Origin of the sequence: Methylophaga muralis, from assembly GCF_001720165.1 — a bacterium.
GTDB lineage: Bacteria > Pseudomonadota > Gammaproteobacteria > Nitrosococcales > Methylophagaceae > Methylophaga > Methylophaga muralis.
The window spans coordinates 1-21,810 of sequence record NZ_MCRI01000013.1; the positions used below are offsets into that span (position 1 = coordinate 1).

General features: G+C 43.5%; 16 protein-coding genes, 1 tRNA gene and 1 pseudogene. 12 read left to right on the top strand and 6 right to left on the bottom strand.

Features of this window, described 5'->3' with window-relative positions; genetic code table 11:
* Positions 1 to 95: 95 nt before the first annotated feature.
* A pseudogene (locus A9E74_RS07050) lies at positions 96 to 3,286 on the top strand (EAL domain-containing protein).
* A gap of 272 nt (positions 3,287 to 3,558) precedes the next feature.
* Here A9E74_RS07050 and A9E74_RS07055 read toward each other — a convergent pair.
* Positions 3,559 to 3,649 (bottom strand) — tRNA-Ser (locus A9E74_RS07055).
* A gap of 154 nt (positions 3,650 to 3,803) precedes the next feature.
* Between A9E74_RS07055 and A9E74_RS07060 the strand changes: the two genes are divergently transcribed.
* The 5 genes from A9E74_RS07060 to A9E74_RS07080 all read left to right on the top strand — a co-directional run bounded on the left by A9E74_RS07060 (position 3,804) and on the right by A9E74_RS07080 (position 7,056).
* A complete protein-coding gene (locus tag A9E74_RS07060) occupies positions 3,804 to 4,475 on the top strand; it encodes a Bax inhibitor-1/YccA family protein (RefSeq protein ID WP_069295938.1) in 672 nt (223 codons plus the stop codon).
* 69 nt (positions 4,476 to 4,544) lie between these two features.
* The gene (locus A9E74_RS07065; protein WP_069295939.1) at positions 4,545 to 4,757 is read left to right on the top strand and encodes a YgaP-like transmembrane domain; all 213 of its coding nucleotides are present in this window, start codon (positions 4,545 to 4,547) and stop codon (positions 4,755 to 4,757) included.
* Positions 4,758 to 4,772: 15 nt separating this feature from the next.
* Entirely contained in the window at positions 4,773 to 5,780 is a 1,008-nt protein-coding gene (gene moaA, locus A9E74_RS07070) for a GTP 3',8-cyclase MoaA (protein ID WP_069295940.1), read from the top strand.
* Positions 5,773 to 6,603 (top strand): formate dehydrogenase accessory sulfurtransferase FdhD, encoded by an 831-nt coding sequence (locus A9E74_RS07075; protein WP_084002988.1) that lies wholly within the window; start codon positions 5,773 to 5,775, stop codon positions 6,601 to 6,603. Before moaA ends, A9E74_RS07075 begins: the two co-directional genes overlap by 8 nt.
* Before the next feature lie 3 nt (positions 6,604 to 6,606).
* Positions 6,607 to 7,056 carry a GNAT family N-acetyltransferase gene (locus A9E74_RS07080; RefSeq protein ID WP_069295942.1) on the top strand — a complete coding sequence of 150 codons (450 nt, stop codon included), beginning with the start codon at positions 6,607 to 6,609 and terminating at the stop codon, positions 7,054 to 7,056.
* 23 nt (positions 7,057 to 7,079) lie between these two features.
* Here the strand turns inward: A9E74_RS07080 and A9E74_RS07085 are convergent, their stop codons facing one another.
* The 4 genes from A9E74_RS07085 to exaC all read right to left on the bottom strand — a co-directional run bounded on the left by A9E74_RS07085 (position 7,080) and on the right by exaC (position 11,511).
* Positions 7,080 to 7,490: a MazG nucleotide pyrophosphohydrolase domain-containing protein gene (locus A9E74_RS07085; RefSeq protein ID WP_069295943.1), complete on the bottom strand. Its 411-nt coding sequence runs from the start codon at positions 7,488 to 7,490 to the stop codon at positions 7,080 to 7,082.
* Positions 7,490 to 7,894 carry an RNA-binding S4 domain-containing protein gene (locus A9E74_RS07090; RefSeq protein ID WP_069295944.1) on the bottom strand — a complete coding sequence of 135 codons (405 nt, stop codon included), beginning with the start codon at positions 7,892 to 7,894 and terminating at the stop codon, positions 7,490 to 7,492. Before A9E74_RS07090 ends, A9E74_RS07085 begins: the two co-directional genes overlap by 1 nt.
* Positions 7,894 to 9,855 (bottom strand): acetate--CoA ligase, encoded by a 1,962-nt coding sequence (gene acs, locus A9E74_RS07095; protein WP_069295945.1) that lies wholly within the window; start codon positions 9,853 to 9,855, stop codon positions 7,894 to 7,896. The genes A9E74_RS07090 and acs overlap by 1 nt, the downstream gene beginning before the upstream one ends.
* Positions 9,856 to 9,990: 135 nt before the next feature.
* Positions 9,991 to 11,511 (bottom strand): acetaldehyde dehydrogenase ExaC, encoded by a 1,521-nt coding sequence (gene exaC, locus A9E74_RS07100; RefSeq protein ID WP_069295995.1) that lies wholly within the window; start codon positions 11,509 to 11,511, stop codon positions 9,991 to 9,993.
* Between the two features lie 266 nt (positions 11,512 to 11,777).
* On the opposite strand from exaC, the gene A9E74_RS07105 reads away from it, so the two are divergent.
* The 3 genes from A9E74_RS07105 (at position 11,778) to A9E74_RS07115 (ending at position 18,631) form a co-directional block, all read left to right on the top strand.
* Positions 11,778 to 12,695, top strand: a complete 918-nt coding sequence (locus A9E74_RS07105) for an AraC family transcriptional regulator (RefSeq protein ID WP_069295946.1) — start codon at positions 11,778 to 11,780, stop codon at positions 12,693 to 12,695.
* A 201-nt stretch (positions 12,696 to 12,896) separates the two neighbouring features.
* Positions 12,897 to 14,582, top strand: coding sequence for an autotransporter assembly complex protein TamA (locus tag A9E74_RS07110; RefSeq protein ID WP_245652093.1), 1,686 nt, complete (start codon positions 12,897 to 12,899; stop codon positions 14,580 to 14,582).
* Positions 14,579 to 18,631, top strand: coding sequence for a translocation/assembly module TamB domain-containing protein (locus tag A9E74_RS07115; RefSeq protein ID WP_069295948.1), 4,053 nt, complete (start codon positions 14,579 to 14,581; stop codon positions 18,629 to 18,631). The genes A9E74_RS07110 and A9E74_RS07115 overlap by 4 nt, the downstream gene beginning before the upstream one ends.
* Before the next feature lie 71 nt (positions 18,632 to 18,702).
* Here the strand turns inward: A9E74_RS07115 and dksA are convergent, their stop codons facing one another.
* Positions 18,703 to 19,125 (bottom strand): RNA polymerase-binding protein DksA, encoded by a 423-nt coding sequence (gene dksA, locus A9E74_RS07120; protein ID WP_069295949.1) that lies wholly within the window; start codon positions 19,123 to 19,125, stop codon positions 18,703 to 18,705.
* Positions 19,126 to 19,235: 110 nt separating this feature from the next.
* On the opposite strand from dksA, the gene A9E74_RS07125 reads away from it, so the two are divergent.
* The 3 genes from A9E74_RS07125 to A9E74_RS07135 are packed head-to-tail and all read left to right on the top strand — an operon-like array spanning position 19,236 to position 21,804.
* Positions 19,236 to 20,003 carry an HAD family hydrolase gene (locus A9E74_RS07125; RefSeq protein WP_069295950.1) on the top strand — a complete coding sequence of 256 codons (768 nt, stop codon included), beginning with the start codon at positions 19,236 to 19,238 and terminating at the stop codon, positions 20,001 to 20,003.
* Positions 19,987 to 21,174, top strand: coding sequence for a pyridoxal phosphate-dependent aminotransferase (locus tag A9E74_RS07130; protein ID WP_069295951.1), 1,188 nt, complete (start codon positions 19,987 to 19,989; stop codon positions 21,172 to 21,174). Before A9E74_RS07125 ends, A9E74_RS07130 begins: the two co-directional genes overlap by 17 nt.
* Positions 21,175 to 21,189: 15 nt before the next feature.
* On the top strand, positions 21,190 to 21,804 hold the full coding sequence (locus tag A9E74_RS07135; protein WP_069295952.1) for a class I SAM-dependent methyltransferase: 615 nt from the start codon (positions 21,190 to 21,192) through the stop codon (positions 21,802 to 21,804).
* The last annotated feature ends 6 nt before the right edge of the window (positions 21,805 to 21,810 follow it).

Genomic DNA, 21,810 nt, shown 5'->3' on the forward strand with positions numbered 1-21,810 from the left:
AATACCATGTTTTTACTGGTGCCAGTCAAAGCCTAGTTCCAATCACTAACGCTCAGTTTCATTGGTCTGAACTCATTGGTAAATCAGACTATGAGGTGTTTAGTAAAAGTTATGCAGATGTTTACTTTTCTCTTGAAAAACAGCTGTTTAATGGAGAGGTTGAAGTAGCCCAAGAAATCCAACCCTATGTTGATAATACAGGTCAATCTGGTTGGGTGGATAATCGTAAATATCCAATAAAAAACGAAACGGGTGAAGTTATTGGCTTATTTGGTGTTGCTCGTGACATCACTCGACTTATCGAGACTGAAAGTGCACTGAAAAAAAGCGAGCAGGAATTTAGAAATATTTATGAGAATGCCCCCGTGGGTCTTTTTCAAACCACTTACGAAGGTAAATTATTAGGTTGTAATCCTGCCTTTGCGGTCATGCTTGGATATACGGACCCCGAACAAGCTGTTGTGAATCTGACCAATATTAGTGATCAGGTCTATGTTCATCATGCAGATCGAGACTCATTAGTAAATAAAATCGTTGCCCAGGAGTCATGGGTTGCACTCGATATGGTTGAGTGGAAACGCAAGGACAGTAAAGTTATTTGGGTCGAACTCTATGGCAGAAAACTAGTTAACCCTGATACAAATATTACCATCTTAGAAGGTGCTGCCCTTGATATCACCCGACGTATCTATGCCGAACAAAAATTAAAACGCTCTAACTATTTATATGCTGCATTGAGTAAATGTAATGAAGCAATTATTCGTTGTAAAACGGAGCAAGAGCTTTTTGTAACTGTATGTAAAGATGCCGTTGAGCATGGTGAATTTAAAATGGCATGGATAGCCAAATTGGATATTGATAATGAGACAGTCATTCCAATCACTGTTTACGGTAATGGTAAAGAGTATCTAGAACATACTCAGATTAATACTAAGCTTGGTAGTCCCCAAAGTCAGGGGCCTACAGGTAGGGCTTTTCTCGAAGGAAATGCCATCTGGTGTCAGGACTTTCAAAATGATCCAATGACCTTTCCGTGGCGGGAACAGGGTCTAACATTTGGTTGGAGATCATCTGCATCAATACCCTTATTTCGAGGGGGTAAAGTTGTTGCTGCATTGAATTTATATGCTGATAATTTAAATGCTTTCGATGTTGCTGAACAAAACTTGCTTTTGGAAATGGGCAAAGACATCAGTTATGCCCTGGATCATTTTGAAGAAATAAGTCTAATCCAGAAATATGATCGTGAGCTGCGCGAAAGTCAGGCTCTGAATCGGGTAGCAAATAGATTGGCTAAAATTGGGGGCTGGGCAGTTGAGTTGCCTGATATGGCACTCACCTGGTCGGACGAAATATATGCTATCCATGGACTAGCTCCTGACGAGGGAATAACGCTAGAAAGAGCACTTTCTTTTTATCCTGGGAAATACAATAAGCAGGTAAGAAATAGTGTGGCTAGTTGTTTATCAGATGGCAGCCCTTACGAATTGGACGCTCAGATTATCAATGCTAAAGGCCAAAGAAAATGGACACGTATTAGCGGACAAGGCGTTTGGAGTAGCGATGGGGATCTCATTGGGATCCATGGAGCTATGCAGGATATTACCAGCATTAAAGAAAATGAAGCTTCACTTAAAAAGCTAAGTCAGGCAGTAGAACAAAGTCCAAGTTCTGTTTTGATTACCGATGTTGCTGCCAGAATTGAATATGTCAATGAAACTTTCCTCAACCAAACAGGCTATACACTTGAAGAAGTTATAGGACAGAATCCGCGACTACTGCAATCTGGAAAAACATTATCAAATGATTACCGTGAAATGTGGTCAGCCCTAAAACAAGGTAACGCATGGCGTGGAGAATTTTATAACAAGCGCAAAGATGGTAGTGAATACGTTGTCTCCTTGATGATTTCTCCCGTCAGAAATGATGATGGTGAAATTATTAATTATCTGGCAATAGAGGATGATATTACTGAGAAAAAAAAGGATGAAGAACGCATAAATTATTTGGCTCATCACGATCAGTTAACTGGCTTGCCAAATCGAGTTTTGTTAAATGACCATTTTCAATTTGCTTTAAATACTGCTCAGCGCAACCATGAACAACTTGCCGTGATGTTTCTGGATCTGGATAACTTCAAAACAATTAATGATGGTTTAGGGCACTCAATTGGTGACAAGCTGTTAATTGAATTGAGCCAACGTTTGAAAAAAATTCTTAGAAATGATGACCTTATTGGACGTTTTGGTGGCGATGAATTCATTATCGTACTGCCTAAAACAGATGCTAATGGTGCTGCAGTATTGGCTCAGAAACTCATCGAAATAATTGCAGAAGCTTTCTACATTGGTCCTTATAAACTGACCTGCTCTTCCTCTATAGGGATTGCCATCTGTCCAGAAGATGGCACTGAGGTTGATACATTGTCAAAAAATGCTGATGCAGCGATGTATAAAGTTAAGCAACTTTCCAAGAATAACTTCATGTTTTTCACGCCTGAAATGCAAGAAAAATCTAAACGAAATCTGGAACTCTCTTTGGCACTTCGGACAGCCATTCAAGAAGATTTGCTATATCTGATGTATCAACCCCAAGTTAGACTGGTTGATATGAAAATGATTGGTATTGAGGCTTTATTGCGTTGGAATCACCCTGAATTTGGTGAAGTGTCACCTGCGGAATTTATTCCCATAGCAGAAGAGTCTGGACTGATAAATGATATAGGACGCTGGGTGTTAGAAAGGGCAATTGCCGATATGCAGCAATTGTTATCCAAAACAACAGACGAATTTCAAATTGCTATAAATATCTCGGTTGTGCAATTTCGTAACCGGAATCTGATTAATGACATTGGAAGTTTATTAAGGCTATATGCCGTTCCTGCTAGGAGAGTAACACTGGAACTGACAGAAGCCGTTGCCATGAGTGAGCCAGAAATTGCCATCGCCATTATGGACGAATTACATAAGCTCGGGGTTGGCATAGCAATTGATGATTTTGGTACTGGTTATTCCTCATTAAGTTATTTAAAAAAGTTTCGAGTTAACAAGTTGAAAATTGATAAATCATTTGTGGATGATATTGAAACTGACTCAGATGATAGAGCTATTGCTTCTGCAATTATTAGTATGGCGAGAAGCTTGGTCTAACCACCATTGCTGAAGGTGTAGAAACAAAAGCTCAGGTAGATTGGTTAAATGAAAATCATTGTGATCAAATTCAGGGTTATTTTTTTAGCAAACCATTACTTTTTGACAAACTGCTGACAGATAAACTTTTATCCTAAATTCAACCTTTTGAGGATTTATGTTTAGCGGTGGTGATAACTTAAAAGTAACCTTTGTAGCATCGTGTAACAGGCTTTGTCGCATGACTTCAATTGCAGCTTTTTTAACGCTTACGTGAGGGAGTGCAGAGACGGTTCTCGAAGATGTCAGTCGTAAAAGGGTTTGTCATATTTGACGATTAGCCTGAAATAAATTCTAAATATCCGATAGCTATAATCACAATTACCAAACCCCAGATACAAAAAAACGGACCGAAGTCCGTTAGTTTGTTTGGCGGAGGGACAGGGATTCGAACCCTGGGTAGGCTATAAACCCACGCCGGTTTTCAAGACCGGTGCATTCAACCGCTCTGCCATCCCTCCAAGACGCGGCATATTACTAGGAATGACTTGTTCTGACAACAGTGAAAACAAAATTTATATTGCTATTGCCATTTAGAACTTATCCGGTAGGATGATGTCCATTGGATGAACCACCAATCATCAATACTTTACTGAGTAATGGAGAAATAAACTGATGAACTACGATACACAATCAACAGTTGTACGCTCGCGCGAATCTGCGCTGCAAACCAACAAGTTATTGCGTAACACCTATGTACTACTGGCAATGACGCTCGGCTTTAGTGCCGTTACAGCTGGTGTTTCAATGGTTTTCAACCTGCCGCATCCCGGCATTATCATCACTTTGATCGGTTACTTCGGTCTGTTGTTCCTGACAGCTAAATTGCGCAACAGTGTCTGGGGTATCGCTTCTGTATTTGCTTTAACAGGGTTTATGGGCCTGACATTGGGACCAATCGTTAACGCTTATTTAGGTTTACCAAATGGTCCGCAAATCGTTATGCAAGCCTTGGGTGCGACCGGCATTGTGTTTTTAGGCTTGTCTGCTTATGCGATTAAATCTGAAAAAGATTTCAGCTTCATGGGCGGCTTCCTGTTTGTCGGTATCCTGGTTGCTTTCCTGGCGGGTCTGGCAGCGTTCTTCTTTAACATGCCCGGTCTGTCATTAGCTGTTTCAGCGATGTTTGTACTGCTGATGTCTGGTTTGATTCTGTATGAAACCAGCAACATCATTCACGGCGGTGAAACAAACTACATCATGGCGACTGTGACCTTGTATGTCAGTATCTACAACCTGTTTACCAGCCTGTTGCATTTGATCGGCGCTTTCTCAAGCAGCGATTAATTTGCGAGAGTTTAAATGTTATTCATTCAAGCCCCTTTCCAGGGGCTTGTTTGTTTCTGGAGCATTGCCATGAAAAAGAATCTGGGCAAAACCGATAGAACGTTACGCATCATAATCGGTCTGTTTATAATAGCGATTGCTTTGTATTACCAGAGTTGGTGGGCCTTGTTGGGATTAGGTCTGCTGATTAATGGTTTAAGTGGTCGCTGCGGTGGTTATGCCTTGTTTGGCTTTTCTACTGCAAATGATTCCTGTGACATTTCTCATAAAGAGCGTAGCTAGCGCATAATAAACATCATGACGAATAACCAAACACAATTAATCGATAACTTTGGACGACGCGTGTCGTATGTCCGCATATCGATCACTGATCGTTGTGATTTTCGTTGTGTGTATTGCATGGATGAAGAAATGACGTTCATGCCGCGCGAACGTTTGCTGACATTGGAAGAGATTGCTTTTCTGGTCAGAGCCTTTTGCGAGTTAGGCGTTGAAAAAGTGCGTATTACCGGTGGTGAACCATTAGTGCGTCGTAACGTTGATTGGCTGATAGAGCAGATTGGCGCGTTAAAGCACACTACGTCGCTTAAAGAACTGAACTTAACCACCAACGGCTCGCAGTTACCCAAGTACGCTGAAAAGCTCGCTGCAGCCGGTATGGATCGCATTAATATCAGTCTGGACTCGTTGAATGCCGATCGCTTTCGTGAATTAACCCGTACCGGTGAATTAACTCAGGTGTTGGACGGGATTGAGGCCGCCAAACAAGCAGGCTTTAAACGCATCAAATTGAACGCAGTGATTATGAAAGGCCGTAATGACGATGAGATTGTCGATTTGGCGCAATTTGCTATCGATAATGAGCTGGATATTTCCTATATCGAAGAAATGCCATTAGGCCAAGTGACGCACAGTCGTAATGAAAGCTATTGTAGTAGTGATGAAGTGCTTGCCACATTACAGAAACACTTTGATTTACAAACCAGTATTGCCAATACCGGCGGACCTTCGCGTTATTACCAGGTGGCTGGTACCAGGAGCAAAATCGGTTTTATCTCACCCCATAGTCATAATTTCTGCGAAAGCTGTAATCGGGTTCGGGTAACAACTGAAGGCCGTTTACTGTTATGTCTGGGCCAGGAACATTCAATGGATTTACGCGACATCATTCGCCGTCATCCAGGTGATATCGAACAACTGAAACAAGCCATTATCAAGTCGATGGATATCAAACCGAAAGGCCATGACTTTAATATCAAAGAACAGCCAATTATTTTCCGTCATATGAGTGTCACCGGTGGCTAGATATCAGCCGGAAATGACCAATCAAGGCATTAATCGCCTGCATACCACCACCGTATTAGATGAGTTTGGCGAAGCCCGTGAAGTGTCGTTAACCGGCGAAAGACCGCTCACCATTTATCTCGATAATCGTGAGATTGTGACTTTGATGACTTTGGGCGGTCAGCCTGAATTACTCACCCTGGGTTATCTGCGAAATCAGGGGTTGGTTGATGAACTTACTCATATCAAATCCATTCAGGTGGATTGGGATGTCGATGCGGTAGCGGTGACCACGCATCAACAGAAAAACAACCTCGATTCCCTTATGTCCAGACGTATTGCCACCAGTGGTTGCGGGCAGGGCACCATGTTTGGTCACGTAATGGATTCATTGTCTGAATTAAAACTGCAATGTCCGGCGTTTAGTGCCCAGTCTATTTATGATGTGCTGCATGCGTTAAACGAATACAACGAAATGTATAAACAGGCCGGGGCGGTGCATGGCTGTGCATTGTGTCAGCAGAACGATGTGCTTTTTTTCGTTGAAGATGTAGGCCGACATAATGCTGTTGATGCGATTTCTGGCTGGATGTGGCTTAACGATGTCAAAGGCGATGACAAGGTGTTTTATACCACTGGCCGTCTGACCTCTGAAATGGTCATCAAAGTTGCTCAGATGCAAGTACCACTGCTGTTATCCCGAAGTGGGGTGACTGAAATGGGCTTAAACATTGCACAGAATATTGGTATTGGCATGGTCGCCCGAGCGAAAGGTAAACACTTTCTGGTGTATACAGGCCAAGATCAATTTCAAACGAATACTTCATTGAGCTCTGCTGGATAAAATATGGAAATACAAACTGCCGTTGGCGCTGATATCCCACAATTATGTTTGTTACTAGACACCTTATTCAACCAGGAAGCCGAGTTTAAACCGGACAGTCAATTACAGGCGCTTGGATTAGGGGCGATCATTGAAGGTGATGGCATTGGCGATATTCTGGTGGCAAAACAATCCGGGCAAATTATCGGTATGGTGAATTTGCTCTATACCGTATCTACAGCATTAGGCAGTAGGGTAGCGATTCTGGAAGATATGGTTATTGCACCGCAACATCGTGGTCTGGGTGTCGGTTCTGCATTGTTGAAACATGCGATTGATTTTGCCAGACAAAAAGGCTGTAAACGCATTACCTTGCTTACCGATAATGACAATGAAGCGGCACATCATTTTTATCAGCAACATGGGTTCACAGAGTCTTCCATGCAAGCATATCGTTTATTTTTAGAAGTTTAATAACAGATAGTTACAATACAAACTTAATCGTTTTTCTCATTAATCTTTGCTTCATCCCACAATGCATCAAGCTCATCTAATGATGCTGTTTGCATTGATTTTCCCTGCTGACTTATCTGCGTTTCAATGTATTTAAAACGACGCAAAAACTTCTGATTACATTGCTCGATAGCTTGTTCAGGATCAATATTTAAGTGTCTGGCAAGATTGGTAATGGCAAATAACAAATCGCCAATTTCTTCCTGTAGTTTCTTTGGATCGGCATCATCAAGTTCTGCAGCTACTTCATCCAGCTCTTCGTGAATTTTGGCAATTACCCCATCAATATTCGTCCAGTCAAATCCCACACTGGCAGCAGTTTTTTGCAATTCGACTGCATAACGAAGTGATGGAAGCTGGTTATCTGCAGTATTAAGTAGGGAAGATTTATCCATTAGTCGCCACGGGTAAATTTAATAATATGTCTGCGATCACGCTTACTTGGCCGACCTTTTTGATCACGAAAGCCTAATGGCTCGTTTTTAATTTGTTCACGTAATAGTTCGCGTTTTTCACGACTTTCCGGTGTTTCCTGATAGAGCAATTGAGCTTCACTGGCAGGTCGGCGTTGTTTTTGCAGACCTAATACATCAATAACGTATTCATAAGGTGGCAGCGAAATAGCTAATTGATCGCCTGGACGAATAGTACGGCTGGGTTTAGCCCGTTGACCGTTTGCATGAACCTTGCCGCCGTTAATGGCTTCAACCGCAAGGCTGCGGGTCTTGTAAAACCGCGCAGCCCAGAGCCATTTGTCCAGTCGTTGATTTTCCTGACTTTCGGTTTCGGCTTTCGCCATCAAGCTTTACCTTGTAATTGCAACAAAATACCTTCGTTTTCAAGTGTTGAGGTGTCTTGCGTAATTTCTTCACCTTTGGCAATGGTACGCAATAACCGACGCATGATTTTTCCGCTGCGGGTTTTCGGTAAATTATCGGAATAGCGAATCTCATCAGGCTTGGCGATAGGTCCAATCTGATCAGCGACCCAGGCACGTAATACGTTGGTCATTTCTTCATCAACACCGCCTTCAGGGCGATTGCCTTTTAAAACCACATAGGCAAAAACCGATTCGCCTTTTACATCATGCGGTTTACCAACAACCGCTGCTTCGGCAACGGCTTCATGGGCAACCAAAGCTGATTCGATTTCCATGGTACCCAGACGATGACCGGATACATTAAGCACATCATCAATGCGCCCCATGATCCAGAAATAACCTTCTTCATCCTGACGGGCGCTGTCACCAGCCAGATAATATTTGCCATCGAAATACGGCCAATACGTATCTTTATAACGCTGGTCATCACCCCAGATGGTCTGAATCATTGACGGCCAAGGCTTACGAATTACTAAAAAGCCACCTTGATTTGGACCAAGCGCTTCGCCTTGTTCATTGACGACTGCCGCATCAATACCGGGCAGAGCTCGGGTACATGAACCTGGTTTAGTTACTGTGACGGCCGGTACCGGAGCAATCATATGTGCACCGGTTTCAGTCTGCCACCAGGTATCAACGATAGGGCAGCGTTCTTGGCCAATCACGCGGTGATACCACATCCATGCTTCCGGATTGATCGGTTCACCCACTGTACCTAATAAGCGCAAGTGGGAGAGATCGTACCGTTGTGGAATATCATCGCCTGCTTTCATCAAAGCCCGGATTGCGGTGGGAGCTGTGTAGAAAATGCTGACATGATGACGCGCACATACATCCCAGAAACGTCCTGCATCGGGAATGGTTGGTACACCTTCATAAATAATCATTGTTGCGCCGACTGCAAGCGGACCATAAGCGACGTAGGTATGACCGGTTATCCAACCAACATCGGCAGTACACCAGAATACGTCTTTTGCCTGAATATCAAATACCCATCGCATGGTGGTAATAGCGTTCAGTAAATAACCGGCTGATGAATGTTGGATACCTTTTGGCTTGCCGGTAGAACCCGATGTGTATAGTAAAAACAATGGATCGCAGGCATTCATCGGTTCAGGTTCACACTCCGATGACTGATCTTGCTCAGCATCATGCCACCAGATATCACGACCATCTTGCATGTTGATGTCATTGCCGCAACGTTTAAACACAATGACGGTTTCAACACTTTTGCAGCCTTTGCTTAAGGCCTGATCAGCTGTGTTTTTCAGCCCAATGATTTTGCCACCACGATGTCCGCCATCTGCTGTGATGACAAGTTTGGCCTGGGTGTCTTCGACACGATCTTTTAATGCTTCAGCAGAGAATCCACCAAACACGACTGAATGTATGGCACCAATGCGAGCGCAAGCCTGCATGGCCACAACGGCTTCGGTAATCATCGGCATATAGATGATGACCCGATCGCCTTTTCTGATACCTTGATTTTTTAATGCATTGGCAAATGTGCAGACTTTCTGATGCAACATTCGATAGGTGATATGTTGCACATCACCGGGTTCGCCTTCAAAGATAATGGCCGTTTTTTCGGCATTTTCTTTTAATTGTCTATCAAGGCAGTTATAGGAAACATTCAATTGACCATCGGCAAACCATTTATAAAACGGGGCGTTGCTGTCGTCTAATACTTTAGTGAAAGGGGTTATCCAATCCAGTTCCTGCTTAGCTAATTCGCCCCAAAAAGCTTCATGGTCCTCAGCCGCCCTGGCATAAAGTGCATCAAGATTTTTAGGGTTTAGCGCAGAGCTTTTATAAAAACTTTCGCAGGGGGCGAAATGCCGGTTTTCATGAAGGGTAGATTCAATATTATTCTGAGCCATAGATACTTTACCTTATTATTCTCTCTGTTTTGAGTATAGCCCGCTGCCAGCGTTAATTGTAGTCAGCTTCCAATAAAAAACTCTCCCGAAAGCAAGAATGCTTAGGGGAGAGTCAGTTTAAGCTAATGGTAGTGTTTAGAAGAAACCGAGCGGGCTGGTGCTGTAACTGACCAACAAGTTTTTCGTTTGTTGGTAATGTTCCAGAGCAATCTTATGGGTTTCACGGCCCACGCCAGATTTTTTATATCCACCAAAGGCGGCATGAGCTGGATAATGATGGTAGCAGTTTGTCCAAACACGACCAGCCTGAATAGCACGGCCCATACGATAAGCCAGATTCATATCACGGGTCCATAAACCGGCACCCAGACCAAATTCGGTGTCGTTAGCAATTTCCAGAGCTTCGGCTTCGTCTTTGAAAGTTGTGACTGATACCACAGGTCCAAAAATTTCTTCCTGGAAAATACGCATTTTGTTATGACCTTTCATCAATGTCGGTTCGATATAGAAACCATTATTGAATTCCGCACCCAGTTGTTCGATACCACCACCCATTAATAATTGGGCGCCTTCTTGTTTACCGATTTCAACATAGCTGAGGATTTTATCGAACTGTTCCTGTGAAGCCTGAGCACCGACTTGCGTTTCGGTATCAAGTGGATTACCACGTTTGATCAGTTTGGCGCGTTCCATGACAACTGCAATAAACTCGTCATAGATGCTTTCTTGAATGACTGCGCGAGAAGGGCAGGTACAAACTTCACCTTGGTTAAAGAACGCTAGGACCATGCCTTCGGCACATTTATTAATGTAGTCCTGTTCTTGCTGCATGATGTCTTCAAAGAAGATATTCGGTGATTTACCACCAAGTTCAACAGTAGATGGAATGATGTTTTCGGCGGCGTATTTCATGATTAACGAGCCGACAGGAGTTGAACCGGTAAATGCGATTTTGGCTATACGTTTGCTGGTTCCTAGCGCCTGACCCGCTTCGCGACCAAAACCGTTAACGATATTTAATGTTCCTGCGGGTAATAAATCGGCGATTAGTTCGGCCAGAATCAGAATCGATACAGGTGTTTGTTCAGCTGGTTTCATGACAACACAGTTGCCTGCAGCTAACGCTGGAGCAAGTTTCCATGCCGCCATTAAAAGCGGGAAGTTCCACGGAATAATCTGACCAACAACACCAAGTGGTTCATGGAAATGATACGCGACAGTATTTTCGTCGATTTCACCCATGGTGCCTTCTTGAGCACGCAAACACCCGGCAAAATAACGGAAGTGATCAGCGGCTAATGGAATATCGGCGTTGAGCGTTTCACGCACAGCTTTGCCGTTATCCCAGGTTTCGGCTACGGCCAGTTTTTCAAGATTTGCTTCGATGCGATCAGCAATTTTCAGCAGAATATTGCTTCGATCTTGAACTGAGGTTTTGCCCCACGAATCACGTGCTTTATGAGCTGCATCAAGCGCTAATTCAATATCAGCTTCGCCGGAGCGGGGGATTTCACAAATGACTTCACCGGTTACCGGGGTAATATTATCAAAGTATTCGCCTTTTACAGGGGCGACCCATTCACCGCCAATAAAGTTTTCATAACGTGATTTAAATGAGATCACCGAATCTGGTGTGCCTGGTTTTGCGTAAATCATAATTCTCTCTCTTATATTGTTATGTTTTAAAAAGCCCAGCATAAATGCTGTGGCGGATAAAATACTTGACTGAAAATCCTGTTCACTTGACTGATAGTCCAGAAGTGACAAAAAAGTTAACACATCGTTCGATAGAGTTGCTATTTTTAGCTATGAAATTTTCACATCTTTTGTGATTGGAAAGAAGTCTTTAGTCGTAAATACTATGACTTGACTTATGCTCGGAAACGGACACATGATCAATCAACGTTTATTAAGGTCATATTATGAGCCTGAACACATTGCCACCAATTAGCCGTCGCGAAAACCGTCAGTTGCTAATAGAAAATAAAGTGACATTCAACGGTCCAGAAACGGAATTAAGTATTTACGATACTTATCGTAATTCATCAGGCGTCGCACTTGAAGCTGATCACTTATTGTATTGCGGCATGGTTAGTGGCCGAAAAGTCATGCATAACCATTACAATGTTTCGGGTGAGCTGTTTGTGCCACATGAATCATATGTGATGCCACCTGGCGAACATGTTGAAATTGATTTTCCCGATGCCAATGAGCAACAACCTACAACTTGCCTGACCATTGAGATCTCCAAAGAACGTATTGAAGCAATTTCAAAACGTATGCGAGATTTAGTGAAAATAGAAGCCCCAGAACATCACTGGGAATATCAGCCCCGCATTATTCACAAACATCACACTCGTGATACCCAGCAATTACTGGAAAGAATGGTTTCGTTTTATGTGCGAAATGATCCAGATAAAGAATTGATGGTGGATTTAGGCGTATCAGAACTGGTAATTAGATTACTTCGTGAGCAGGGTCGCGAAGTGTTATTAAGTTATTGCAAACGTGTGCCCGATGCCAGTGGCATAACAACGGTTATTCACACGTTGGAACAAAACCTTCGTGAACCTTTGGATATCGATCAATTATGTCGGCAGGCTTGTATGAGTCGCAGCCGATTGTATGTTGAATTTAAAAAACAGTTAGGTTGTACACCAGGTGAATTTCACCAACAACTCAGACTGAAATCTGCTGCTGATGCGATTCGTGACGGCCAAAGTGTCACTGAAGCTTGTTATGGTTATGGATTCAATGACTTAAGCCATTTCAGCCGACGTTTCAGTCAGTTTTTTGGCTGTTCACCCAGCGCTTTTCGGAAAGTAAATCTGCCTGATTAATCGCTATAACTAGTCATTTAATTTCGTTTATTAAGAACGTCGAAGGCTTCAAGCTGTCATAATTGTGACAGTTAAATTTGCTTCACCTCTCAAAAATACCCCTTCAGTAATGACAGAAATTCTATGCCGTTATGCCAATACTATTTTTTCAACAGGGTCATCCTGTTATTAATTTTGAGTTTTTTGCCATCCCATTTGGTCATGGCAGATTCAGAAAAGAATATCGATATTCAAATAACAGGGGCAGATGATGAATTAACTGAAACTTTGTTGAATGGTCTGAGCATCAATAGACAAAAGAATAGCCCGCGGCTGGAGTCTCGCAGCGTTGGCCGTTTACACGATCAAGCGACCGATGAATTGAAACATATGCTTACGGTATATGGTTATTATTCCCCTGAAATTACTGCTGAATTAATTGAGACTGACGAAAATAACTGGCAGGCCAGTTATCAAATTGCGTTGGGCCAACCTGTCACTATTCGTAAAATCAATATCGCTGTTGAGGGTGATGCTAAGACTGATCCGGTCTTTACTACATTGGTAAAGACTATGCCGCTTAAAGTGGGAGACCACTTTAAACATGACAATTATGAAAATGCCAAAAAGTCTATGCTCAGAATTTCTGCTGAGCGTGGATACTTTGATGGTGCTTTTACATGTAATCGGGTCAGTGTAGATATAGAGGCTAATGCTGCCGACATTTGTCTGGTGTATGACGGCAAACAGCGCTATCGATTCGGTACGATTTCTTTTCCAGATACCGTGGTAAATGATGAATTGCTTGAAGCGATGTCACCTATCGAAACAGGTGAACCCTTCACTTCAAGCAAGTTACTGACATTACGCAATAACTTACAAAACAGCGGCTATTTTGCTTCTGTTTCTACTCAAGCGATGACGTCTGCTCGGGAAAACGATGAAGTCCCTATAGAGGTTTCATTGGATGAAAATCTGAAGCATCGTTATAGCGCAGGGGTGGGCTATGGTACTGATACCGGTGCCAGGATGAGTCTGGGGTGGCAAAACCGCTACGTAAACGATCGTGGTCACAGACTTTCGGTAGAAAGTCGTTTATCGCAAATTGCCAACCGGATTGGTGCCGATTACCAGATGCCGTTCTGGAGTGAAAATATTGATACAGTTGGTTTTAATACAGAATTAAAGCAAGAAGATACCGATACCAGCGAAAGCCGATCCGTTGCGGTCGGAAGTTATTACAACCGCATGCGTTGGGGCTGGGAAGAAACCGGTAGCATCAAGTTTCTTAACGAAAACTTTGACGTGTCAGACGATTCTGCATCAACCACTTTATTAATTCCCGGAATTGCTTACGCCAGAACCTGGGCTGATGACACTATTTATACCCGACATGGTGGTCGAGTCAGCTTAGAGCTGAGTGGTGCGGCTGAAGGTTTTCTGTCAGATATCAGTTTCAGCCAAATAGTCTTGCGTGGTAAATACATCAAAAGCATTGGTGGTTCCAGCAGAGTTATTACCAGAGCAACCGTTGGTGCCACTGAAGTCAGTGACTTTTCACAATTACCCAGTTCCCTACGTTTTTTTGCCGGTGGCGATAACAGTATTCGCGGATTTAATTATCAATCGCTTGGTCCAAAAAATGACCTTGATGAGGTGACTGGCGGCCGTTACATGGCGGTTGGCAGCGTTGAATATGAACATATGTTTTTGCAAAATTGGGGTGGTGCGGTGTTTACTGATTTTGGTAACGCATTCAATAGTTGGTCTGATCCAATAGAGTATAGTGTAGGTGTCGGTATTCGCTGGCGTTCACCGGTTGGCTTGATACGAGTGGATGTAGCCAGTGGTATTTCGGATGAAGACAAACCCTTTGGTTTACATATCATGATAGGGCCTGATTTGTGATAAAGCGCGCATTATGGATAATCGCTATTACACTGTTGCTGGTTTTGCCGGCAGGCTTATATTGGTTATTAATGACCAAGTCTGGTTTTGAAACAGCATTAAATTTTACTCAGAAAACCATACCAGAACTCACTATTAACGAAGCACGTGGTCGGCTTTACGATGGCATATTTTTAAAGGGTATTGCCTATGAACCTGAAGATGGCGATGCGATTTATGTCGATACCATTGATGCCCGTTGGCAGTTATGGTCGCTACTTTCCAGCCGATTTATTATCAATCAAGTCCATTTAAATAAGCTGCAAATCAAACAGGCCGAAACGGTCATCGAGGTTGATGATGAAGATAGCTTCAGCCTCCCGGAAATACGCATCCCCCTTGCAATACATGTCAGATCACTGCGCGTAACGAGAGCAGAGTTGATTGATAATCAAGGTGTTGCAACGTCTTTATTTGATCGTTTCGATACATCACTAAGGTTGAATTACGACCGGTTGATTGTCTCTTCATTAAGGCTGAATCGTGATGTGTTTGCTTTTACCTTAGTGGGCAATGTGCAGTTAAACGAACCCTACACCACCAATTTAAATTATGGTGCCAGACTGAACGATCCTGAATGGGGCCTTATTTCTGCAACCGGAACGATTACCGGTGATCTTCAACAAATGACATTACGACAGCAATTGGGGGCACCATTTGCATCTGAACAAACCATCATGGTGCGTAATCTGCTAGGTGATTTAGATTGGCGTCTCAGCATTGAAAGTGAAGAGTTGCCCTTGGGGAAAATTCTTAAAACTGACCTTGGCAATATCACCGCAATCGATTTAGATGCCAAAGGCACCTTGAACAGCGCTAAGTTAGAACTTGATTTTCAACTGGATGAATTTGAAGAAATACACCCACCATTGTCGGCAAGTGTAAGTTTGAGTTCGAATGATTTAAGCAACTGGCGTGTTGATTTAATGGCCGCTATCAGTCAAAACAGTTTTGCCGAGCTGCATGGCGACATACAAGTTACTGAAGATCCGCTGGAGAGCGGCTTTTCAATTGAGGCAAGCTGGTCGAAGCTAAAATGGCCTTGGCAACCCGATACCGAATTATTAGTTGGCGATGCCTCAGGACAACTTTCTTTGGATGGGAACCTGCAGGATTATCGTTTGGTACTGAGCAGTTCGCTATCAGCACTGGAGCAAAACTGGACGATTAATACAAATTTAAGCGGTGATCTGCAGCACGCGACAATTAATTCACTTGAAATCCAATCGGCGCTCGCTGAGCTTGCTGTTAGTGGTGATGTCGGTTGGGATCCTGAGTTACGTTATCAATTGGAAGGTGGATGGAAAAATCTGCAGCTACCGGCAAGTTTAAGTGGCGTCACGGTTGAAAGCTATTCGGGTTTATTCAACCTTAAAGGTGAGAAAGAACTATTTGATTTAAAACTAGATTCAGATTTTATTATTGATGACATCCCCTTGATAGTAAATTTACTGGCCAGCAGCCCGGAAGCCGGAATAACCGAGATACGGGCTGATACTAAAATCGCAGATGGTGGTGCCGGTTTTAGCGGCAAAGTCAATTGGAAAGAAAATCTGTTGGTTGACGGAAAACTCACCTTAAGACAGCTGGATCCCGCGGCTTTTGACACTGAATGGCCGGGCAGGATAAGTGGTCAGGCACAATTACAATTTCAGGATAAAGGTGAGGGTAATTTCCAAGCCAGTGTGCAGCAATTGCATTTAAACGGCATGTTGAGAGAACGTAACTTTTCGCTGGATAGTAATCTGCAAGCAATTAATACCGATGTAAATATTGAAGATTTGCTGCTCAAACTAGGCGATTCACAACTATCGTTAAAAGGTAAGGTTGAGAAGCAGCTGGATTTAAGTTGGCAATTAGCTTCACCCAATCTGCAGGATTTTCATCCTGATTTATCCGGTAGTTTAAACGGGCAGGGGCAATTGTTCGGCGAACTGGCCAGATTAAAACTGAATGCCAAACTGGACGGCAGCGCTATTCACTGGGCCGATGAACTAACTATCGGCTCTTTTAATGCCAATGCCCAAATAGACCTTACTGACAATCAACAAAGCAAACTTAATGTTAAGTCAACGCAGATCGTAATTGCTCAACAAACCATCGATTCAGTTGACTTAAGTTTGAGTGGTAAACGCGATCAACACCAGCTTGGTCTGCAGATCCAGTCTGACATTGTGACCTTATCCAGTCTATTACAAGGTAGCTTAAATGCAGAAAATCAATGGACCGGCCGGTTACAGTCAATGGACATTGATAATGATATGGCGGGCAGCTGGCAACTACGTGAAGCCGGTGATATCCAGTTATCAGCGGATAAACAGATCATGACGCAACATTGCTGGCAATCTGCTCAGCAGGCAGAACTGTGTCTGCAAGGTGAAAATGCGGTGCAAGGTGCTCAGGCTCAAGTAGACATCAATCAACTTTCAATGGAACTGTTCAGACCCTGGATTGAGGAATACGCAAAATTATCCGGGTTTATTAACGGCAAATTGCAACTGGCTATGGCAGCGGAAGGGGATATTACTGGCACTGGCAATTTATCGTTGGACGAAGCTGTTTTAAAACTTGAATCGGAAGGCCTCCGCCAGCAAGAACCGATTGAATTTGAGTCGGTTGAATTGCTTTATCAGCTCACCGCTGAAGACAGCATGCTGGCTATAACTATTGCTCCCGATGTCGCTGGTATGCAGCCCATCGAAGCAAGATTGCAATCTGCCGCGATTAAAACCGTCATGGAAGCACCGAAGGACACACCGCTTACCTTGCAATTGCAGACTTCGGTTGAAGATCTCGCTGCGTTAAATCTGGAAACACTGGCATTTGATGAATTAGCCGGCAAACTTGAGTTGCATGTTGATATGCAGGGCACAGTTAATCAACCGGAATTATCCACAGCAATCAGCTTGCGTGATGGGCAAATATTTTTAGTAGATATGGGGATAACCTTATCGGCGATTAATGGCGATATCAAAGGCGATCCTTTATCTGGCGTGAAGATGTTATTGCAGGCACAGTCCGCCGAGGGCCAGTTGGAAATTGCTGGTGATTTCAGCATGACCGATGCTGATTGGTTGCTGAATGCCACCATTAAAGGTGACCAGCTGGAAGTGATGAATCTGCCGGAAGCTTATGTGATTGCTTCGCCAGATTTAAAACTGATGGTTTCTCCGCAGACAGCGAAAGTGAGTGGAACCGTGAAAATTCCTACAGCAGAATTGGCACCGATGGATTTCAACACCACGGTTTCAGCCAGTCAGGATGTGGTGATTGTCGGTCAGGAAATGGATGATGAAAAAATGCGTCTGGCAACGGATGTCGATGTCACTGTGCAGTTGGGTGACAATGTGATGATACGGGCTTTAGGTTTTCGTGGTCGTCTGGGCGGAAATCTACGCATATATGGTGATGCAGGAGAGCTTTTGCTGGGCAATGGCCAAATCACGGTGAATGATGGCAGTTATGCCGCTTATGGGCGCGAATTAACCGTAAATAATGGCAGAGTGTTGTTTTCTGGTGCAGCTATTGATAACCCCGATCTAGATATAAAAGCAATTCGTAAAGGCACAAACTATCAGGCCGGCATACACATTACCGGACCTGCCAATAATCCCCAGGCAACGTTATTTTCAGTGCCATCAATGAGCCAGGAAGACATTCTGTCTTATATTGTTCTAGGACGGCCATTAGGACAAGCCAGCGCAGCTGATGCTGCGATGTTGGCTTCAGCTGCAACCAACCTCGGTATTTCCAACGGTAATGCGATAAGTGAGCAAATTGCCAACACTTTTGGTTTGGATTCGGTCGAGTTTACAGGTGAAAGTCCAGAGACGGCTGCAGTGCAAATCGGCAAATACCTGTCACCCAAACTTTATTTGGGTTACGGCATTGGTATCTTTGAGCCGGTGAGCACCGTGCAATTACGCTATACCTTAAGCAAGATTTGGACGTTGCAAGCGGAGTCAGGGACACATAGCGGCGTGGACTTGTTGTATATCTACGAACGATAAAAAAAGCCCTGTATAAATACAGGGCCTTTTGACCTACCTTTTACTCAAGTATGAGGTGAGTCTGGGTGAAATCAGGCGCGGTTCTTTTCGCGAATTTCATCCAATGTTTTGCAATCGATACACAATGTTGCTGTCGGACGCGCTTCCAGACGGCGGATACCGATATCAACACCACATGATTCACAATATCCGTAATCACCTTTATCCATATCAATCAATGATTCTTCAATTTTTTTGATCAGTTTGCGTTCACGATCACGAGTACGTAATTCAAGGGTAAATTCTTCTTCCTGCGTAGCGCGATCGTTTGGATCCGGGAAGTTTGCTGCTTCGTCCTGCATATGGTGAACAGTGCGGTCAACTTCTTCCATAAGTTGCGAACGCCATTTTTCGAGAATACCCCGAAAATGTTTTACCATATCTTTGCTCATGTATTCTTCATCACTACCCGGTTGATACGGGGTGAAACTTACATCATCTTGGTTCGGGTCCATGTTGGCAAACCTCATACTTTCTAAAAACAAGGGCGCATCTATACCAGAAGCTTCGGGCATGTGCAAAATAATTGAGCTATTTTAACCCATTTTGAAAAAATAAGAGACTAATGAATCAATTAAAAGCCGTTATATTCGACGTAGATGGAACCCTTGCTGAAACCGAGCGTAGTGGTCATCGAATTGCGTTCAATCGCGCATTTGCCGAGGCGAGTCTGGATTGGTGTTGGGATGAACAGTTTTATGGACAATTATTGGCGATAACAGGCGGTAAAGAACGTATCCAGTACTATCTGGAAAATTTTCATTTGCAGTGTGGTTTTGCCGGTGATCATCGCGACATGATTGCTAAACTACACACTGATAAAAACAGGCACTATGCTGGCTTGCTGGAAAGTCAGACGATCCAGCTACGTCCCGGTGTGAAAAGATTGATAGAGGAATTACGAGCTGCTGGAGTCAGACTGGCTATTTCCACCACATCAACTCCAGAGAATGTAACAGGTTTAATTAAAGCAACGATGGGGGAAGGTGCTTTAGACTGGTTTGATTGCATTGCAGCGGGTGATATTGTGCCCGTGAAAAAACCTGCCCCAGATATTTATCACTATTGTCTGCAACAATTGCAATTGGATGCTAAAGAATGTTTGGCAATAGAAGATTCAGCCAATGGTTTGCAGGCCGCTGTTGGAGCAGGCATAAGCACATTGGTGACTATTAATTCCTATACCGCCGAAGAGGATTTCAACCAGGCAGTGTGTGTTGTGGATCAGCTTGGCGAAGCTGATTCTCCCTGCAAAATAATCGCTGGCTCACCGATCAATACGAGTTATATCACTGCTCAAACCATTCAGGATTTACATGCCAAAGCAAATTAACATAACTCAACGCGCGCTGGATATTAAACCGTTTCAGGTGATGGATATTTTATCGCAAGGTAAGGTGCTGCAAGCTCAGGGCAGGGATATTATTCACCTGGAAATTGGGGAGCCGGATTTTCAAACGCCGCAGCCTATTATTGATGCTGCAATTGCTTCATTAAAAAACGGTGATACGTTTTACACACCATCATTAGGCTTGATGGCATTACGCGAAAAAATAGCCGGCTGGTATCAACAGCAATATGGGCTTGCCATTTCACCACGACGAATAGTCATTACCCCTGGGGCTTCAGGCGCATTACTTCTGGTGATGGGGGCATTATTAGAAGCAGGCAAGCATCTATTAATGACCGATCCGGGTTATCCCTGTAACCGGCATTTTGCTCGTTTTGTAGAAGCCTCTGCCGTTTCTGTGCCGGTGGGTGCCGATACGGCTTACCAATTATCCCCAGAACATATTGAAAAATATTGGAATCAGGACACGCAAATAGCCCTCGTTGCTACACCTTCTAACCCTACCGGAACCATTATTGATAAAGACGGCTTAAAAGCCCTCTCAGAGGCCGTTAACGCAAAGCGGGGACTATTAGTTGTTGATGAGATTTATCATGGACTGAATTACGATGGCGTACATTTGCCTTCCATCCTGGAAGTCGATGATGAAGCGATAGTCATTAATAGTTTTTCCAAATTCTTTGGCATGACCGGTTGGCGATTGGGATGGTTAGTGGTGCCGGAAAGTCTCGAACCAGTGATGGATCGCTTGGCACAAAATCTTTTTCTGGCCGCACCAACAACCGCTCAACATGCTGCATTGACTGCATTTGAACAGGAGAGTCTGGCGATTCTCGAACAACGCCGCCAAGCATTTGAAAAACGCCGAGATATATTGCTACCGGCATTGCAATCATTGGGTTTTTCCATTCCGGTGAAACCGCAAGGCGCGTTTTATATTTATGCAGACTGTAGCAAATTATTGAATGACAAAATCCCAAATGGCATGGCGTTATCTAAATATCTTCTCAGCGAAGCAGGGGTGGCGATTACGCCAGGTAATGACTTCGGTTTACATCTTGCCGATCAACATGTGCGATTTGCCTATACCACAGATGAAGCTCGTTTAATTCAGGCTGTCGAACGGATTCATGCTGCGTTGAATAAATTATAGTGTGATAAACCACAGATGAAACCAAAACAAGTCGCCGAAAGTTATGATCAGATTGCTGATGTGTGGAACAGCGACAGCTTTAACCGCGACAATGGCATCAAACAACATGAAAGGGCTATCGCATTTGTAAAACATAAATCCACAGCTCTGGATATTGGTTGTGGTGCAAGTGGACGTATTTTAGATTTGTTTATGAGTCACGGCTTTAACGCTGAAGGGCTGGATATCTCAACCAAAATGCTCGAATTGGCTCGTAAAAGACATCCGCAAACGATTTTTCATCATGCTGATATCTGTGAATGGCAGTTTACTCAGCAATACGATTTTATTTCAGCCTGGGATAGCATTTGGCATTTACCGTTAAATCAGCAGCAACCGGTTTTGAACAAGTTGATTGATGCTTTGACACCCGGTGGCGTTTTGATTTTTACCACTGGTGCGATGGATACAGCGTCTGAGAAAACTGATTCCGTAATGGGGCCACCGATGTATTACAGCGTGTTAGGCATCCCCGATACGCTTAGACTGATTGATAAAGCTGGAGCGGTATGTCGGCATCTTGAATATGATCAATATCCCGAATTACATCTCTATTTGATTATGCAGAAAAGAGACGAGCCAACTGCTTAAACTTAG

Bases quoted from the DNA above. Each gene is read 5' to 3' on its own strand.
- A9E74_RS07105 (WP_069295946.1), top strand. From the start codon at position 11,778: ATGAGCCTGAACACATTGCCACCAATTAGCCGTCGCGAAAACCGTCAG.
- A9E74_RS07130 (WP_069295951.1), top strand. From the start codon at position 19,987: ATGCCAAAGCAAATTAACATAACTCAACGCGCGCTGGATATTAAACCG.
- A9E74_RS07125 (WP_069295950.1), top strand. From the start codon at position 19,236: ATGAATCAATTAAAAGCCGTTATATTCGACGTAGATGGAACCCTTGCT.
- A9E74_RS07135 (WP_069295952.1), top strand. From the start codon at position 21,190: ATGAAACCAAAACAAGTCGCCGAAAGTTATGATCAGATTGCTGATGTG.
- A9E74_RS07090 (WP_069295944.1), bottom strand. From the start codon at position 7,894: ATGGCGAAAGCCGAAACCGAAAGTCAGGAAAATCAACGACTGGACAAA.
- dksA (WP_069295949.1), bottom strand. From the start codon at position 19,125: ATGGACCCGAACCAAGATGATGTAAGTTTCACCCCGTATCAACCGGGT.
- A9E74_RS07080 (WP_069295942.1), top strand. From the start codon at position 6,607: ATGGAAATACAAACTGCCGTTGGCGCTGATATCCCACAATTATGTTTG.
- acs (WP_069295945.1), bottom strand. From the start codon at position 9,855: ATGGCTCAGAATAATATTGAATCTACCCTTCATGAAAACCGGCATTTC.
- moaA (WP_069295940.1), top strand. From the start codon at position 4,773: ATGACGAATAACCAAACACAATTAATCGATAACTTTGGACGACGCGTG.
- A9E74_RS07110 (WP_245652093.1), top strand. From the start codon at position 12,897: ATGGCAGATTCAGAAAAGAATATCGATATTCAAATAACAGGGGCAGAT.
- exaC (WP_069295995.1), bottom strand. From the start codon at position 11,511: ATGATTTACGCAAAACCAGGCACACCAGATTCGGTGATCTCATTTAAA.
- A9E74_RS07065 (WP_069295939.1), top strand. From the start codon at position 4,545: ATGAAAAAGAATCTGGGCAAAACCGATAGAACGTTACGCATCATAATC.
- A9E74_RS07060 (WP_069295938.1), top strand. From the start codon at position 3,804: ATGAACTACGATACACAATCAACAGTTGTACGCTCGCGCGAATCTGCG.
- A9E74_RS07085 (WP_069295943.1), bottom strand. From the start codon at position 7,490: ATGGATAAATCTTCCCTACTTAATACTGCAGATAACCAGCTTCCATCA.